16 protein-coding genes are annotated in these 18,024 nt (G+C 30.8%); 1 reads left to right on the top strand and 15 read right to left on the bottom strand.

The window, feature by feature from the left end:
• Positions 1-14 precede the first annotated feature (14 nt).
• The 6 genes from BN1865_RS15000 to BN1865_RS14975 form a co-directional block, all read right to left on the bottom strand.
• A complete protein-coding gene (locus tag BN1865_RS15000; protein WP_050638072.1) occupies positions 15-812 on the bottom strand; it encodes an ABC transporter permease subunit in 798 nt (265 codons plus the stop codon).
• Positions 812-1,693: an ABC transporter ATP-binding protein gene (locus tag BN1865_RS14995; protein ID WP_050638071.1), complete on the bottom strand. Its 882-nt coding sequence runs from the start codon at positions 1,691-1,693 to the stop codon at positions 812-814. Before BN1865_RS14995 ends, BN1865_RS15000 begins: the two co-directional genes overlap by 1 nt.
• On the bottom strand, positions 1,690-2,310 hold the full coding sequence (locus BN1865_RS14990; protein ID WP_050638070.1) for a TetR/AcrR family transcriptional regulator: 621 nt from the start codon (positions 2,308-2,310) through the stop codon (positions 1,690-1,692). The genes BN1865_RS14995 and BN1865_RS14990 overlap by 4 nt, the downstream gene beginning before the upstream one ends.
• Before the next feature lie 130 nt (positions 2,311-2,440).
• Positions 2,441-2,848, bottom strand: coding sequence for a hypothetical protein (locus BN1865_RS14985; RefSeq protein ID WP_232780414.1), 408 nt, complete (start codon positions 2,846-2,848; stop codon positions 2,441-2,443).
• Positions 2,849-2,871: 23 nt separating this feature from the next.
• Complete coding sequence (locus tag BN1865_RS14980; protein WP_050638068.1) at positions 2,872-3,978, bottom strand: metallophosphoesterase; 1,107 nt, start codon at positions 3,976-3,978, stop codon at positions 2,872-2,874.
• A 62-nt stretch (positions 3,979-4,040) separates the two neighbouring features.
• A complete protein-coding gene (locus BN1865_RS14975; RefSeq protein ID WP_050638067.1) occupies positions 4,041-5,390 on the bottom strand; it encodes a radical SAM/SPASM domain-containing protein in 1,350 nt (449 codons plus the stop codon).
• 176 nt (positions 5,391-5,566) lie between these two features.
• Between BN1865_RS14975 and BN1865_RS14970 the strand changes: the two genes are divergently transcribed.
• Positions 5,567-6,151 carry a TetR/AcrR family transcriptional regulator gene (locus tag BN1865_RS14970; protein ID WP_050638066.1) on the top strand — a complete coding sequence of 195 codons (585 nt, stop codon included), beginning with the start codon at positions 5,567-5,569 and terminating at the stop codon, positions 6,149-6,151.
• 6 nt (positions 6,152-6,157) lie between these two features.
• Here the strand turns inward: BN1865_RS14970 and BN1865_RS14965 are convergent, their stop codons facing one another.
• The 9 genes from BN1865_RS14965 to BN1865_RS14935 all read right to left on the bottom strand — a co-directional run bounded on the left by BN1865_RS14965 (position 6,158) and on the right by BN1865_RS14935 (position 17,950).
• Positions 6,158-6,556 (bottom strand): hypothetical protein, encoded by a 399-nt coding sequence (locus tag BN1865_RS14965; RefSeq protein ID WP_050638065.1) that lies wholly within the window; start codon positions 6,554-6,556, stop codon positions 6,158-6,160.
• Positions 6,557-6,663: 107 nt separating this feature from the next.
• Positions 6,664-6,867, bottom strand: a complete 204-nt coding sequence (locus tag BN1865_RS19115; protein WP_082190008.1) for a zinc ribbon domain-containing protein — start codon at positions 6,865-6,867, stop codon at positions 6,664-6,666.
• Positions 6,824-7,423 carry a helix-turn-helix domain-containing protein gene (locus tag BN1865_RS14960; protein WP_157844140.1) on the bottom strand — a complete coding sequence of 200 codons (600 nt, stop codon included), beginning with the start codon at positions 7,421-7,423 and terminating at the stop codon, positions 6,824-6,826. Before BN1865_RS14960 ends, BN1865_RS19115 begins: the two co-directional genes overlap by 44 nt.
• Before the next feature lie 267 nt (positions 7,424-7,690).
• Positions 7,691-7,837 carry a hypothetical protein gene (locus BN1865_RS18465; RefSeq protein WP_157844139.1) on the bottom strand — a complete coding sequence of 49 codons (147 nt, stop codon included), beginning with the start codon at positions 7,835-7,837 and terminating at the stop codon, positions 7,691-7,693.
• 33 nt (positions 7,838-7,870) lie between these two features.
• On the bottom strand, positions 7,871-8,491 hold the full coding sequence (locus BN1865_RS14955) for a hypothetical protein (RefSeq protein ID WP_050638063.1): 621 nt from the start codon (positions 8,489-8,491) through the stop codon (positions 7,871-7,873).
• 264 nt (positions 8,492-8,755) lie between these two features.
• On the bottom strand, positions 8,756-10,558 hold the full coding sequence (locus BN1865_RS14950) for a glycosyl hydrolase (protein WP_157844138.1): 1,803 nt from the start codon (positions 10,556-10,558) through the stop codon (positions 8,756-8,758).
• A gap of 6 nt (positions 10,559-10,564) precedes the next feature.
• Positions 10,565-15,358 carry a fibronectin type III domain-containing protein gene (locus BN1865_RS14945; protein ID WP_050638061.1) on the bottom strand — a complete coding sequence of 1,598 codons (4,794 nt, stop codon included), beginning with the start codon at positions 15,356-15,358 and terminating at the stop codon, positions 10,565-10,567.
• A 256-nt stretch (positions 15,359-15,614) separates the two neighbouring features.
• Positions 15,615-16,382: a MurR/RpiR family transcriptional regulator gene (locus tag BN1865_RS14940; protein ID WP_050638060.1), complete on the bottom strand. Its 768-nt coding sequence runs from the start codon at positions 16,380-16,382 to the stop codon at positions 15,615-15,617.
• A gap of 167 nt (positions 16,383-16,549) precedes the next feature.
• Positions 16,550-17,950, bottom strand: coding sequence for a 6-phospho-beta-glucosidase (locus BN1865_RS14935; protein WP_050638059.1), 1,401 nt, complete (start codon positions 17,948-17,950; stop codon positions 16,550-16,552).
• Positions 17,951-18,024: the final 74 nt, after the last annotated feature.

The raw sequence follows: 18,024 nt of genomic DNA, 5'->3' as shown, positions 1-18,024 counted from the left end.
AAATTCCTGACTTTTTATAATGGTAAATCGCGCTTTTTAAATATGATTTGTGTAGCCAAGATACAAAGTATTGCTAGTACAAATAATATTCCTGTATTGATTAGAGCTTGTTGGTCATAAGCCTGTAATCCTTTAGGATCAAATAAAGTTAATGGTGTTATATATTTCAAAAAATCTATTTTATCACTGACTTGTGATAACATTTGAATCAAAATAGAAGCAATGCCTATTCCAGCACCAATCCCAATTGATAATTTTGTTTCATTAAATGTACATGCTGTTAAATAGCAGATACATGCAAATAATGTATGAATACCTACTAAACCAACATTCATGATCAGAAATTTATTCATCTCAATTGAATCAGTGAACATCATCATACTACAACCGAGAATTAAAATGATTGAATAAATAAGCAATAAGAACACTCCACTTAGTAAAACGAACAATTGTGTAAACATAATTTGTGTACGCGTATGAGGCGTTGCTAAAAGATATGCCATTGACCCTTTATCAATATATCTCGCCATTAAACGATGACACATAATCATTGTATAAATCAAAGGAATTATTGTTAAAATAAATCCATACAGATAATTTGTAATAAAATCTAATAATGTTAAGCCTGGATCAGTCATACCAAATGCAGCAAATAACTGTGGCATTGTTTCAGCCATCATATTAAGACTTTCTCCTAATTTTGGATCATACATAGCAACTATTAATGATTCATAAAGTGTTAAAATAGCAATAAATATGAAAATAATTTTATAATTTGATTTCCACTCTCTTTTAAATAAAACAATAGACATTATTTTGCACCTCCATAATAATGTAAAAACAATTCTTCTAATGATTGAGGTCTTGCATTAAAATCATCAATATCATATTGACTTAAATCCTGTAATAACTGATTTGTATGTCCTTTCAGCATTAAACTCACAACCTTCATATTTTTATGAGCTTGTGGATATCTTGTTATAAAATCTTGGGCTTCCATTTCATCATAAAAATGAATTTCATAATGTTTCATACGATTTTTCCTTAAGTTTTCCATCGTCTCAGTCGCAACAATCTGTCCCTCTTTTATCATTACAACACGATCACATGTGTTTTCAACTTCCTCAAAAATATGCGAAGACATTAAAATCGTTTTTCCTTCTTGTTTTGCTTTTCGGATTAAATCAATGAATTTATTTTGCATCAAAGGATCTAGTCCACTAGTGGGTTCATCTAGTATTAGAATTGGAGTATCCTGCATAAAAGCAATCACAATTCCTATTTTTTGTTTCATTCCTTTAGACATACGTTTCATTTTTCCACGTGCATCTAATTCTAAAAAACGAATCAGTTCATCTGCCTTATCCATATTCTTCATATTTTTCATTTGACCCATAAAACGAATAAACTCTAGACCTGTCATATCCTCCATAAAAGCAATTTCTCCAGGAAGATATCCTAATTGAGACTGAACTTGCTTAGCATCTTCAAAACAATTCATGCCTAAAATATTCACTTCACCTTGATCGGGTTTCATAAAACCCATAAGTTGTCGAATTGTTGTTGTCTTACCACTTCCATTTGGTCCTAAGAATCCCAGAACTTCCCCTTTTTCCACCTCAAAAGAAACATCAAAAACCCCTTTATGATTCCCATAATCTTTTGTGATATGATTAATTTCTATAACACTCATAAATATTCCTCCCTATAACACAGTTTCTTAAATATCATTTTCCATCTTTCAAATTCTTTCATCATTTCATCTATATCTAATTCAGCACCATAACGCTGTTTTTCTAAAAGATAACCTTCCATCATCCAAACAAGCATTTGATAGATTTCTTTTAAATCAATATCTTCCTTGAACTTACTCATATCAATATTCTGAAAATATTGATCATAAGATTGAGTCATTGTTTGTTGTATTAAATCATTTAAATCACCACTGACATCTTCTTTTTGAGAATAAAAAGCTTTCATAATATAACTTAACATATAAGGATACTTTGTTATCATTTCTATTTTTTGAATTGCTCCATAATCAATAATATCAAAAAAATCAGTCATTTCCTGTAACTTCTGATTATTGATATAATCAACCAAAACATCTTCACAAAAATGATACAAATATAAGAAAAAACTTTTTTTATTTTTAAAATAATAAAACAATAAACCTTTAGAAATTCCTGCTTTTGTGGCAATATCATCAGTTTTTGCATTCTTATAACCATACTTGCCAAAATATTCCATCCCAGCATTAATAATCTTTAATTGCTTTTCTTTAGGTAATTCTAAGAATTTCTCATTCATAATCCACCCCATCTGACCCACTCAGTCAATATTCATATTATCATTGTACTTCATTGACTATTTTTTACAACCCCCGATAACAATATATTATTAATGAATGCAAAAAAACGAGTTGACACTCGTTTTTTGATTATAAAAACTCTTTCAATTCTTCAATATATTTTTTTGAAATATCTTCAAAATCATCACAATAGCTTTTCAATGTCTGATCAATTTGTATTTCTTTATTTAAAAGATGTGTCATGGTCATAATTGCTTGATTGCTTCCTTCTGTTAACATTTTGGCAATTTTTGCATCATCAGTCAGTAAAGTTTTCATTTCAATCATTGATTCTAGCATAAATTTATTTTTAACTTCATCTTCAGCATGGGGATAAGTATCAACAACCTTTTCTTTTAAATCGCCATAATGTTTTCTCTGATGGATAACGATATCTCTTAATTTTACATCTTCTATCTTATCCATAAGATGATCAATCGCAATCATACCCATATTTAATCCATTTAATAATTCTTCTATACATGTCTCTTCATTCATTTTCATCACCATTTATAGTATGGCTATAATGCTTTTAAATATTCATATTTTATCCAACCAACTTGATTTTGATAAATCACATATGCATATTCACCATAAATTCCTAAAAGCTTCACATATTCACCTGCTTTAGCAGAAATCATATAATCTGTATAATCATCTAAGCAAAATGTTTTACCATTTTTTTGATACAAAAATTCATTTTTTATCATCAGTCTTTGATGTGTTTCTTCTTGAATACATTCTGTGAATTGTTCTCCTGTCTGAAGAACTTTCACTTCAAAATAGGGATAACCTATTTTGTGCGCTAACTGAGATTTTTCATAAACATCCTCAATAATCCAATAGATTGGCAATGGTTGAACAGCCTCTTGATGAAATTGCACTTTGTCATCACAACATTCAATAATCAATGCATTTAATTGTGAAACTGCTTTAACACCTGTTCCTCCATCAATACTGATTATTTTTTTCTTTTCATTAATAATAACATCATTACATATATGGTCTAAATAATAATTAGAAGTAGGCAAATGCCCAACAACCACCATTTCTTTTAAAATATGTCCTTGATCATAGAAATGCTGCATTTCAAGTAATGATGATAAGGAAGAATTTTGATAATCTTTTCTTTTCTCTACTCCTGCATGAACAAAAAGAAATTGGTTTATTTTTAAAGTCACTGGTAAATGAGAAATAAAATCAATTTCCTCTTTAAGATATTCCAAAATTTTCTTTTGAACACCTAATGTGGTTTCATGTCCATCATCCAAATGTAAAAGATGATAAACCTCTCTAATACATCCATTAGTCGATACTCGCTTGAGATATTGAGGGATTTGTGGGGCTAATTCAGGTACTGTCAATAATGCATCCAATGCCCATTCACAATTTCCTGCTAAAACAAAAACGCGTTTATTTTGACTTAATTTTTTTATATAATGAATTGTTTCAATCACTTGATCACCTTTTTCAACAAAATCACCAATAATCACCAAATAATCTTCTGGTGTATAATGAACCTTTTGCAATAATGCAATGAATCGATCAAGATGACCATGAATATCACTAATCGCAATGAGACGATAATTTCCTTTAATTGTTTTCTTTAAATGTTTTGGTGTTATCATGACATCACTTCCCTTTATTCATAGTATACACGATTATTCTTTATTTTGTAAAAAAAAGAAGATTATTCATTTTCATAATCTTCTTTTTGCCATAGATATTCAGCAACTGGTGCCCATGCCTTAGCATATTCATCACATTTTTCGCATAAATGATCAACTGTTTCAAAACTTTCATAATCAGTACTTACAGCCTTGCTTTGTTTAATCAGTTCTCTTAAACGTTGAGGATTTTCTAACATTGGACATGGTCTTAAATGATTCTCATTAAATGGTTGGTTATCATGGTAAGCAATAAATAGTGGACTCTGCAAAGCTTCTAATAAATTACAATCATGGATATTCACATTTGAATAATGAATGAAAACACATGGTTCAACATCACCTTTAGCATTAATATGTAAATAACGTCGTCCACCCGCAACACATCCTCCAACATATTCTCCATCATTTTGAAAATCAATTGTAAATATTGGTTTTGTAGATCTAAAATGACGAATCTGATGATACATAAATTCTCTTTGAAGTGGGGTTGTCATCAGTTCTTTTACAGCTGCCATACCAACTGGCATATAGTGGAAAAACCAACAGAATTTTGCTCCCCATTCTATCATTTGATCAAAATAAGCAGCACTGCCAATTTCATCAACATTTTGACTCGTATAACAACATGAAATACCAAAAGGCAATTTCTTCTCTTTTAATAAACTCATTGCTTTGATAACACTCTGATATGTTCCTTGACCTCTTCTTGAATCCGTTGCTTTTTGAAAACCTTCTACACTTATAGCAGGAATAAAGTTTTTCACTCTTAACATTTCCTCAGCAAAAGCTTCATCAATCAATGTTGCATTGGTAAATGATAAAAAGATACAATCATTATGTTTTTCACATATACGTATTAAGTCTTTTTTTCTTACCAAAGGTTCCCCACCAGTATAAATATAAAAATACACACCTAATTCTTTCCCTTGACAAATAATATTATCTATTGTTTCATATGATAAATTTAATTGATGACCATATTCCGCTGCCCAGCAGCCCGTACATTTTAAATTACATGAAGATGTTGGATCTAATAAAATCGTCCATGGAATATTACATCCATATTGATTTTTGAGTTGAATCTGTTTAGCATATCCTTCTACACCAGCATTAATAATAAAATTTCTAAATATCGTTTTCCCAACTTCTCGATCAATACTTTTTAAGATATCACAGATATACTGATACCAGATATTTTGAGGATCTTGAATAATTTCTCTAACAAAATCTCTTTGAATCTGAAGGGTTTGATGAATATCAAGTCTATCAACCAGTTCCATAATTTGCGGCATATGCTTTTCAGGATTATGTTCAAGATAATCATATAATTTATTAATTATATTTTCTTTTAAATGTTGTGATAAGTTCATTATGTAACCTCCTTAGTGAAATATTTTCATCTTTGTTGAAATATACCACATATGTGTATTATAATACATATGTGGCATTTTACAATGGACATCCTTTTTGATATCTGATGCATAATCTACATTTCTTATTCAATACGGAAATATACCACATTATTAAAAGAAATCGAGGTATAAATATGACTAATCAAAAAATAGATAGAAGAATTATCAAAACAAAAAAAGCAATTCATAATGCTTTTACAGAACTTCTTTCACAAAAAGATATGAATGATATTACAATTAAAGAAATAGCCCAAAAAGCAGATATTAATAGAAAAACATTCTATAACTATTACAATAATATATATGAATTATTAAATGAAATAGAAAATGACACAATTCATAATTTTGAACAGGCGATTGAAGAGTTTGATTTTGATAACTTTATGGATTCTCCTTCTTTATTTTTAGAAAAATTAACTTTGATTATTAATAATGATATTAACTTTTATAGTCATTTTTTAACAATGGAACACAATTCTAATCTAATGACAAAAATGAGTAATAGCATTAAAGCTAAACTTAAAGAAGCCTTAAAAGATAAAACTGATATGAATGAACAGCAATTAAATATCATGATTAATTATGCTGTATCAGGAATGATTGGTATATATCAGGAATGGTTTCAAAATCATCAAAAAGAATCTTTAGAAGATATATCAAAACAAACCAGTGTTTTGGTTCTTCTAGGGATTAAAGGATTTATCACTGATAAGCACTAAAAAATACTATCTTTTGATTAAGATAGTATTTTTAATAGGATATATAATCTCATATTCCTTACCTGATTCATCCCCATTATTTGGTTTTTGTCTAATCTCTTTAATCTTATCAGATTTGTTATTTAGTTCAATTTCAACTGGAAAAACTTTTCCACTTACAGCTGAAACATACAGCTGAAATTCATAAATACCATTACCAATCTCATTAAATTCATAATGATGATACTTAGAATCACCGTTTCCTCCATCTACAGAAATAATAATATTATCGTTTTTAGTATAAACATCTTTGATATATGCATAGCTAGCATGATTTATAATATTATCAAATACGCTAATACCAATAATGAATACAATACTGACTAGAATTCCAATGAGGAGTTTTCTTATTTTTTTATTTTTCATAATAACCTCCAGAATATGACACTCCACATGTAAAACATGTGGTCTCGTTTCGGTGCCAAGTATTACTCGCACTTTGTTTCCTAGACTGTACCTAGCCTATTGTTATTTTATGCTGCTATTCTATTGGCAGCTTTTTTGATGTTGATTGCTGCATTGATGTCCCGATTATGCTTTGTTTGACATTCTGGACATTCCCATTCCCTTATGCCTAAGTCCCTGACTTTCTTATTGATGTATCCACAGACATGACATCTCTGTGAGCTGGGTTCATACTGATCGATCCTGATGAACTTCTTTCCATACCATTCCATTCATCATTGATTGGATATCCAGTGTCTCTACTAGAACACATGAGGCACATATGGAAAGGGAATAGCTTCCATCTCCATGATCAATAACACTGACTCTCTGAATATGACCTTCTATGGACTGGTGGAGCTTGGTTTTCACCCAGCCAATCTTAGGAAGTCTTATGCAGTTATGACCAGTACGTATGCATTCGTTATTGTTCTTGGCTGTATAGCTGCTGTAGTATCCCTTCTTCTTGAAATGCGGAAATCCCTTATGCTCCTTAAAGAACTTAGTGAAAGCCAAGTCAAGATTTTCACATGATGACTGCAGAGCAACAGAATCCACTTCTCCAAGGAATGAAAACTGTTCATCCTTTTTCATAAGCGTCAGCATATGGGATATCTGAATTTTTGTATAGATATGTCCCTGATTCATTAGGCTTTCTTTTTGAATCGCAAGAAAGTGATTAATGACAAGGCGAGTACAGCCAAAAGTCTTTTTCAGAAGAACCTTTTGCATTGCATTAGGATAAAGAGGAACCTGATATCCTCTTGTGACATAGTTTACAGACAACACACTCACCTCAAAGATGTGGTATTCATGCTTATTTCAATAAATAATTATAAGATTAGAGTTTTGTTCAATAATTTCTTTTCTTATAGATGTATTAATAATATTATATCTGTTCTGCATGTTTGATAATATCCAGAATGGGTAATATAGTTCCGTCAAGTCCCAGGCAAATTCCATAAGTTTAATGTAAATATGTATAATTATGAGTTAAAATCCAATTAGGAGAAAAGGGAATCTTGAAATAGATTCATAGATTCCCTTTCATAAAAATTACTCTGAATCCTTTTCTGTTGTACTCTTTTGTCTTTCGTTTAATTCTTTTAAAATATCTCTAATTTCTGTAAGTTTTTTTCCTGTAGAATACATGAAAAATGGTAACATGAAAAGAACAACATAACTCATAATTGGTATTAACATAATTTAATCACCCTCTTTTCAAAAACTTATTAACTACCATATTCCTTCCATATAAATTCTAGCGTATCCAGTAGTTGTTACACAAAGATATAGACACATATCATGCTGTCCATACACTCCAAAAGGTGTACTAATTGAATATTTCTGACGAAATCTTGCCTGAGCTGGATAATCATTAGGAGTTGCACTAGATTGTAATATTTCATATTTTTCTGTATTAGGAATTGGATTAATAATTGTAGCATTAAAATCTCCATCTGAAACTTTAGTTATTCTAGCGACAGAAGGATTGATTGACCCAGCAAATCTAGCACTCATTTTTGCTAGAAGACTCGTTTCAATACCTTCTATATCTTCTAAAATCGCAGATACTTTTTTATTAAAGCTTCCTATTACCCAATTCTGTTCGTAATAAGGAGTGATTGTTGGATTTTTAGGTTCAACATCCTCAATTGTAAAAGTCCAAGTGCCATCATCTGTTTTAACAGTTTGTTTAACCTCACCATCTAAAATACTGAATTCCTCAGTTCCTGCAGTATGATTATCATACTGTATAGAATCTTTTGCTTCAACAACATTCAACATCATTGCTAAAACAAATGCTAATGATAAAAACACAGAGCAGAACTTACTAAATACATTATATTTTTTCATGAATCATTCTTTTTAATGTATTTAAATAAATTAAAAATAAATGAGACCCAATATAGTAATAATTCACTATATTTTTCATTACTTTGTGACACAAAGTAATCCTTTACTTTAGTATAGCACATGCGAGGAATAATGAAAGGGGTTCCAAACGATTTCAGAATATGAAAATAAAAAAGTAACAGATTTCTGTTTAAGCACTAAAAAATACTATCTTTTGATTAAGATAGTATTTTTTATATGTGTGAAATAACTATGAACTATTCTTTAAGAATTTCTTTTTGTAATAAATAACATTCCTCCTGAAATAACCATCATCATAACAAAAACATATATTTGTGTTGCATCACTTGTTGTTACTGTTGTTTTCTTTTCAGTTACTGTATTATCTTCATCAGAAATATTTTCTGTTGCTTTTTCCCACTTTGCATAGAGTTCAATATCGCTATCAATAGCCTTATCAAAATCAAATGCATGTAAGAAATCAGCATCAGTATACCAGCCTTTAAATACATATCCATCTTTGACTGGATCACTGATTTTTGAAAGTGTTGTTCCTTTTTCAACTTGATAAGTTGTTTCACCAACTTTAACAATCCAGTATTCTACTGGCTCATCTAATTTTTCAAACTTTGCATAGAGTGATAAATCATCACAAACGGGTTGAGAGAAATCATATAAGTTTATGAATTTATCATCACTATACCATCCAACGAACTTATAACCTTCTTTAGATGGATCTTTAGGTTGAGCAAAGATACTTCCCATTTCTATCTCATAATTATTTTCATCAATATAAACAGTCACTTTCTTTTCTATCTCCACAATATTATCATCCATATAAACATCATCAGGCATAATATCAGATTGATAATCATCAGCAAGGCTATAGTTTTTATATTGTTGACCTAATTGCGTCAACGCTCCTAAACTTAACTGAGCATTTTGTTTAATATCACTTCCCGTAAAGAAAAGTCCGGAAGCACCAGCAGCTGTACTGGTTGTATCAAATGGAAACCAGGCGTATCTTTCAACATATTCAAGATCATCTAATCCTTTATAGCCATCTACCCCATTCACAATATAATCCATAAATTCCTGGACTTCTGCTTTTCCTTCTTCATTCGTATATGAATAATGTGGCCAATTTTCATCCCAATTAACAACACCTATTTCAGTAATCCATATTGGTTTTTGATATAATTCATAAACAGTCTGTAAACTATCTAAAAATTGAATAGCTTCTTTCTTCGTATTTTCACCACATATATCATAGAAATATTCATGTGCAGCAATAAAATCAATATCATCATGAGCAACTTGTTGCATATACTGATTCATCCATGAACCATCATCAGCTATTTCACTGATATGTTCAACAGCAGGAGAACCAACTCTTAAACCACTGTTACGAAAATCTTCTAGACTTGTGATAGCATCATTAACTGAAACATTCGATTGACCTCCCAATGTTCCCTCTGGTTCATTAAAACCAAGAACAGTCGTATATCCATCAGTTTTTATATTTTGTAGATTATTAAGTTCATTTTGTGAATGACCCCAAATCATTGGTACAAAATCTAAATTTGACTTTTTCGCAGTTGGTTGAGTCCCCCAGTTGTAATACCATGAGGCATCTAAATTTTCAACATCGTCAACATTTTCATATGCAACTCCCTTTTTAGAGACATAGAAAGTTCTTTGATTGGTATTAATTTCACTACCATCATCCAATATAGCAGAAATATGTAATTGGTGGCTTTTCACCTCCGTTGTATAAATTTCTATATTTTGTTCTTTTTCTTCATTATGAGCAACAGTAATAGGCTGATCATCATCTAGATAAACATTATACTGTTTTACATTTGTATCATTTAAACTCAGAGCATCCCATGTAATTTGAATTGGGCCAGCTGGCACCAATTGTCCTTTTTGTGGATATTGTAAAGCTTCGCTTTTCCAGCTTGAATAATCCTGTGAAGTTGCGGCAAAAACTGAAATCGGTGAAAGAAGTAGTCCAGCACTTAAAAGTGCCAGACCTGTTTTCTTAATATATTTGCTTATCATCATATTCACCTAATTTTCTCTTTTTCTTTTGCAAACCACATATGCTCCTGAAATCGCACATAAACCTAAGAATGCATATACTGTTAATGGTGTTTCATCTTCAGTTTTTGCATTTTTTGATGCATGTATTTTTGTTGTTGGTTTTGCTTGATTTGTTCCATCAGTTTTTTTATTATCTGATTGATTATGACCAGATTGATCAGGAGTTGTATCCTTATTAGGTTCTTCTGTTTGAGAATCAATAACTCTTAATTCTTTAATTGCTTGAGCTAAATCATTATAAGCAGCATTGATTTCTTTTGATGTTGCTTTTTCATTATCAATAGCTTTTTTAGCTGTTTCTAATGCTTTTGTATAAGCAAGGTATGATTCTTCTGTATACTTAGATTTATCAACTTCAGTTTTTACTAATTCTTCTAATTTTGATTTATCTATAGTTAAACCGTTTATTGATGTTTGTAATGTCTTATATGCATCATCAATTTCTTTTTGCGTTGCATCTTTCTTATCAATAATCCCCTTAGCCACTTCTAACGCTTTCATATAATCATTATATGATTTTTCTGTATATTGAGATTTATCTTCAATTTGAGTTTTTATAAGATTATTTAATTCAGTTTTATCAACTGTTAATTGTTTAATAGCAGCATTTAATGCATCAACTGCAGGTTGTACATCTGCTTGTTTTCCCCAAAGTTCAATACAAGATTTATCATCTTTCATTCCTTCAACAGTATATGGATTTATAATTTGTTTTTTAGCAATTTCTAAAGCTTTATTAAATACATTCCATGAAGTCTTAGAATAATTTTCTGCTTTTAATTTTAATGCTTCATTATATGCATTTTGCAATGCAGTCACATTAACATCACCCTTTTCATTCATTGGTTGAGCAACATTTTCTTTAGTTTCTAAACCAATAAATTTATTAAATTCAGATTTTGATGTAGGTGCCTTTCCATAGATGGCCGTACCATTTTGATAACTTGCTAAGAATGTTCTTGCCCATCCATTACCTTTGACAGCTTTTGAAATAGGAGTATCACGGAGAGGTATAATATATTGGAAATCCCCTGGATTAATCCAATTTCCATTATTATAAACTTCTAATGCACCAGAATCTTTATTTATGTTATAAGTGAAACCTTTCTTTACTAATGCATCTAAATCATATTCATCATCATTACCATTTAAAACTATTTCATTGCCTTTATCATCTACTTCTCTAATGACATACTTAAATACATCAGCGTCAAACTCATTTTTAGATTTAATAGTATAAATCTTAGTCGGCAAAGGATTTCCATCTTTATCTAAAAGTCTACCATTTAGCGACCCATCAGCAGCTCTTGTTTCTTCTCTTAAATACCCTGCAGATACACCAGTACCAACTCCATTAATAATGTGATTTGTACTTTGGTATAAACCACCTTCTACACCAGATTTAGCAAATGTTTGTAAACAAGCATTTTCTACAATAACATTTTCTTTATTTGGTACTTCAATGGCATTATCTAACTCAATTTGTACTCCCCCATCATAATACTTTTTACCAAATTCTCCTCCACCTGTATAAATAAATACATTATAAATTCCTAATCCTACAGCATAATGACTATTAACATTATTAGATACCTTATATGAAGCATATCCTTTTACTGTTCCATTATGAGATAACCATGCATCTTCATTTGATGGATCCTGAGAAATTGCATCATATGCAGTTTCATTTTGATAGAAATATGTTCTCCCATTTTCACCATTCCATAATGTTGTATAATCTTCAAAATGTTCATTGAATAATGCATAGCATGTTACATTATCACCATTTACAATTAAACCATTTTGTGCTGCATTACCATGCCAGCTTACCCCAGCACCATGATCAGCACGCCAAATCCAGAAATGATCGCCAATAACATTATTGCTATTTATTTCTAATGCATTTTTAGCAGATGTAGCTTCATTTGTTGTTCCACCAATGCGGAAGAATAAATCAGCTAATAATGTTGGATTAGCACTGTGATCTTTTGATGCGCTACTTGTTCCTACTTGTAACATATATTCAGAATTATAAGTTCCAGCATCAAAAATCAATCCAGCAATTGTTATACCATCTTCATCAGCAACTTTCATTGCTGCATCTTTGTTTTCTGGAACAATAGAAGCCATTCCTGTTCCTAATACAACTGTATCCTTTTTATTAACATTAATAGTTTCTTCAGCATGATATATTCCTGGTGTAAAGAAAACATTTTTCTGATTATCTAATTGTTCATTAATTTTTTCAGCAGTATCGCCTTCTTTTGCAATATAGAATTCATCTAAAGAAACAACTTTTCCTTCACCCATATTACCAGCTGACCAGCTTGTACCTGTAGCATCTTTTCTAATAGATGGAACAAATACTTTATATTCACCATTTTGCATAAACAAGAATGGTTTTTCTCTAATAATAGGAGTAGTTGCTATATTGGTTACAATTTGTTGTTCTCCTTTATCATTAGGTTTTTTCCAATTACTATAACCATTTCCACCTAACAGTGGATCATCAGTAGGAAGATTACCCCCTTTTACCCCTTGGAAGAAATGATTTAATGTACATCCATAAACATTTTTTGCTATATTTGTATTTCTTGTATAGAACTGTTGTCCTGAAAAAGTTCCTGCGCTAATAGCAGTTCCATTATCATCTACAAAACCAGATATATTACTATCAGCATTGTATCCACCACTAGCCCATCCAAAATTCCAGTCATAAGCAACTGCTCTTTCAGAATCAATTCTTCTCATTGGTGCAGCTTGGGCAACTGACCAGTTTAAATAACGGTCACGTCCCTTATCTGGGGAATCGCCATTTCCATAAGCACCAAATACATCATCACCTTCAACTGGATCAACTTTTTTTACAGCTAAGTTTTCAATTGATCTCCAGAAATTACAAGTTGCATTATTATCATCTAAATATGCTGGTACTGTAATATTATTAACAGAAACATCATTTGGTGTTTCACCTAACCCAGCAACTTGAGTATAGAACCCAACTGGAATTGTATTTAATCCAGTATAATCACCTGGTTTAAAATAAATAGCATATCTTTTTTGATTAAACTGTGCATTAGCTTTAAAATCACTTTGTTCATTATAGATATCTCTAATTAATTTATTAACCATTGCTATATCGTCTTTTTCTGAAAATATTAAGACATTCTTTCCAAATAATTGAGTTTCTAATGATGTAGTATTTGACTCTTTAGATTGAACTCTGTTATTATCAGCAACAACTCTAAAATAATTTTCATATTTTCCATTAGTATATTCATATGTATAAGTTGTAGCATCTCCATCTACTTTTGCTACTTCTTCATATTGACTGTATAAACTTTCAGCTCTTTGAATTACATAATTTGTCGCATTTTCTGATTTTTTCCAAGTAATATCAATTTTACCATCATCACGACTTTGACAATTGACATTTGTAGGTATTCCAGGTCTTACACCAGAAAGCGTTGTTGCACTTATCGCTTCAGTATCTTTAGACAAAAACCTAACCGATTCAGTTTCACCATTTGCATTCACTGTACGTAATTTAAATTGATAGGTTGTTGACGAATTTAATCCTTCTACTTTATATGAAGACCGATTTGATACATCCGCTATTTTTTCAAATCTTCCCTCTTGATTTGCCTGTAATAATTCTAACCCTGTATAGATACATTTTGTTGGATTCGTCCATGATAAATCAATACTGGTTGCAGTTTCTCCTTTGTCCCTAACTTTAAAATCAGTTGCAAGACTTAATTCAGCAGGAGCATCCGTATGAATAATATACTTTTCTCTATCTGTTAATTCCTCAGTTTTTTTATCACATAGTTCTAATTCGTTTTTGTCATTAACCGTGATATACTGATAAGTATATGAACTTCTTAATGAAACTGTACCATCACCATTAGGACTTACAACCACAGATTCCCAACCACCAGGGTTAGAAGCTTTAGCTACGATTTGACTATCAGCACCATCATTCCAATATGCTGAAATAATAACCATATTTGGATGAGATTTCGATTTAAAACCTACTGTGTCTATCGTCTTATCTTTCATATCTTCAATAACATGATTATCGTTTGATGTATAGACAGTTGTAAATTTTTCATCATTTGTCACATTATTTTTTTCTCCTGTCACTTTAATTGCTTCCAGTTCTGTTTGATCTTTAAAAGTGACTAATTTTTTAGTATCTACATTTTCAATAGTTACTGAATCATCTGCAACTATCACTTCTTGAATATCAAACAATGCTGCTTTATCATCAGATACTTTAATGAGCATATCATCTGAATCTACTCCAAGATAAGCTCCAGCATTAGACTTTAGCTTTAATCCTTCATCTGTTGCTTCAATTGAAAATTTATGATTATTTGAATCTTTTTCTAAATTGAACACAAATGAGATACCTTCACCTAAAACACCCTCACATTTTAACTGTACACTATTAGCAACTGAATTAAAAAAATACTTCCCATCATTATCTTTTTTTATTTCAAAGCCACTTTTACTGTTTGTTTTTCCATCACTCACTATTCCATCAACATGTACCGCTCCTGCTTCTTGCCATGACACATCTCTAACTTGCACAGCTTTATTTGTTGACTTTAATACAATTGCATATGTTTTATCTGTGCTAAATTCAGGTACTGTAGCACTGGCAGCAGCAATTGGCACTGGTTTTATAAGCGTAACAATCATACCAAAAACTAGCAATAAAGCTTTGTAATTTATCGACTTTACTTTTTTTAACATATCTTCTTTGTTCTCCCTTTCTCTCAATATCATGAAATACATTTTGAGGAATACTTAAAAGGGGCCAACTTTTAAGTATTCCATCACAAACTTATTTAAGTGTAATTATATGCGCTTTATAACAACGCTTAAATAGCGAATGCCTTTTCATCACACTGTTAAATTATCATAAACAAGAGAAAAGAAAAAGGGCTTACATCAAATATGTAAACCGTTACATTTTTTGTAACAAGAAAACTAAAATAAAAAGCAAAAATTATAAATTTCTGCTTGTAGACTTTAATGGAAGAAATTTCACTTTACGATTTTGTAATTCCCTTGTAACACGTTCAAGGATATACATGACAGGAATTTGTGTAGATACATTATATGTTTGAGGTAAAATTATATCTTCTATATAATAATGTATGCTAAGATCAGCCATACGATCTATTGTTGTTCCTTTTTTATTAGTGATTGTAACAATCTTCATTTTGGTTGTTTGATACATTTTTAATTGATCAATGACCTCTCTTGTTTCACCACTCTCACTTAATACAATCAAAAGATTATTCTGACTTTCATTACATGGTGGTGGATAATAAGGATCATCAATTCCTTGACTAAAGTATCCAACATTAGAAAAATATCTAGCACCAAATCTTCCTAATAAACCACTTGTTCCAATTCCTAAAAAAAATATTTGATCTGCATGTTCTACATAATCGACAAACTGATTTATCTTTTTCTTGAAATTATCACTTTTAGCATATTCGAAAAAATCCTGAATAGTATCTATTTCATCATCAACAGCAGGAAGTGTTAAACCTTTTTGGAACAATCTTAATTTTGTTTTAAATTCAGCATACCCTAAACAGTCTAGTTTTTGACAAAATCTAACAATAGTAGCTGTTGAAACATGTGTTTCATCAGCTAACTTTCTAATACTCATCTTAGCTACTGCTGAAATATTTTTAATAACATATTGATAAATAAATGTTTCTGTTTCATTTAATTCAGCTATTTGTCGATATGTGAATAACATGATTTATCACCTCTTTTTTTATTATAATTTATTCATGATAAGATTTCAAAGAAAAAAAATATATAACTTAAGCTTTTCTATATAGATATAATTTTATACATTTAAATAATTATTTATATTTATAATCAGAAAAAAGATACCTCATTTGAAGTATCTTTCCAGATTTTTTATAATCCTTTTTCAGTTAATTCTCTAGCAACATCATCTTTAATTGTGACTCCTGCTGCTTCTAATTCTGCAATCTTTTCTGCAAATTGTGGTAAGTATTTCTTATGTGCTAATAATAATTCATCTAATACTTGTTTTGCTTTTTCTCCTGATGGAATTTGTGGATTTAAGATGAATGCCTGTAATGCCATTCCATAATCTCCTGTTACTGCTGCTGCTTCTACACAGTGTTCCATGTTTTTCATGCATTGTAACCATCCTTTTTCTGCTGGTTGCAATTCTCCAAACGCAATTGCTTTTGCTCCTGTTGCTCCAATGTATGCTGAAACTTCTACTGCACAGTCTGCTGGTAAATCAGGCACTGCTCCATTATTTCTTGTTGTCACAACAATGTGTCTATTGGCATTTGAATAGATTGATGCAATTGTTTCACATGCTGCATCACTATAATGTGCTCCTCCACGTTTCGCTAATTGTTCTGGTTTATGATCTAAGTTAGGATCTTTGTATAATTCAAACAATTCTGCTTCTGTTTGTTTCACTTGTTGTCCACGTGTTCCTACTTTTGGATCACTATATTCTTCTAATCCATGTGCCAACATTTCTTGTTGACGATAGTAATATCTATGATATCCACAAGGAATCATTTTCATAGTATCTAATTGTTCTTTGAAGAATGGAATGTCATGAATGTTTGCTGGTAATCCACCATCTTTACCTTCATACATTGCATCAATAATATCTTGAGTCACTTCTTTTCCATTTTCATCATAAACTTTATGCCAGTGGAAATGATTTAATCCAGCGAACTTATAAGTTAATTGATCTAATGTTTTTCCAATTGTTTCTGGTTCTTTCATCATTGCACCTACTGGTACATTACATAATCCAATAACTTTGTCCCATTGACCATATTTCATGACTGCTTCTGTCACCATTCCACTTGGATTTGTGAAGTTAATTAACCAAGCATCAGGACATAATTCTTTCATGTCTTCTACAATACCTAAGATGACTGGAATTGTTCTAAAGGCTTTGAAGATTCCTCCAGCACCATTTGTTTCTTGTCCTAGCATTCCATAAGAGAAAGGAATTCTTTCATCTTTGATACGAGCATTCAATAAACCAACTCTAAATTGAGTTGTAACAAAGTCAGCACCTGGTAATGCTTCTCTACGATCCAAAGTCATGTGCACTTTGACATCATAAGGAGATGCATCCCACATACGTTGAGCCATAGCACCAACGATTTCCATTTTTTCCTTACCATCTTCAATATCAACTAACCAAATTTCTCTGATAGGAAGTTCATCGTATCTTTTGATAAATCCTTCCATTAATTCTGGAGTATAACTACTTCCTCCACCGATTGTAACAATTTTAACAGGTTTCTTTTCCATTATTCATCCTCCTTGTTCTATACTTACAGTATAATCATATTTAGAAACTTTGCACAATATTTTCATCTCTTGAA

This window comes from Candidatus Stoquefichus sp. SB1 (assembly GCF_001244545.1).
Lineage (GTDB): Bacteria > Bacillota_I > Bacilli_A > Erysipelotrichales > Coprobacillaceae > Stoquefichus.
The sequence above is the reverse complement of the archived record's forward strand: the minus strand, read 5'-3'. Positions and strand labels throughout refer to the sequence as shown.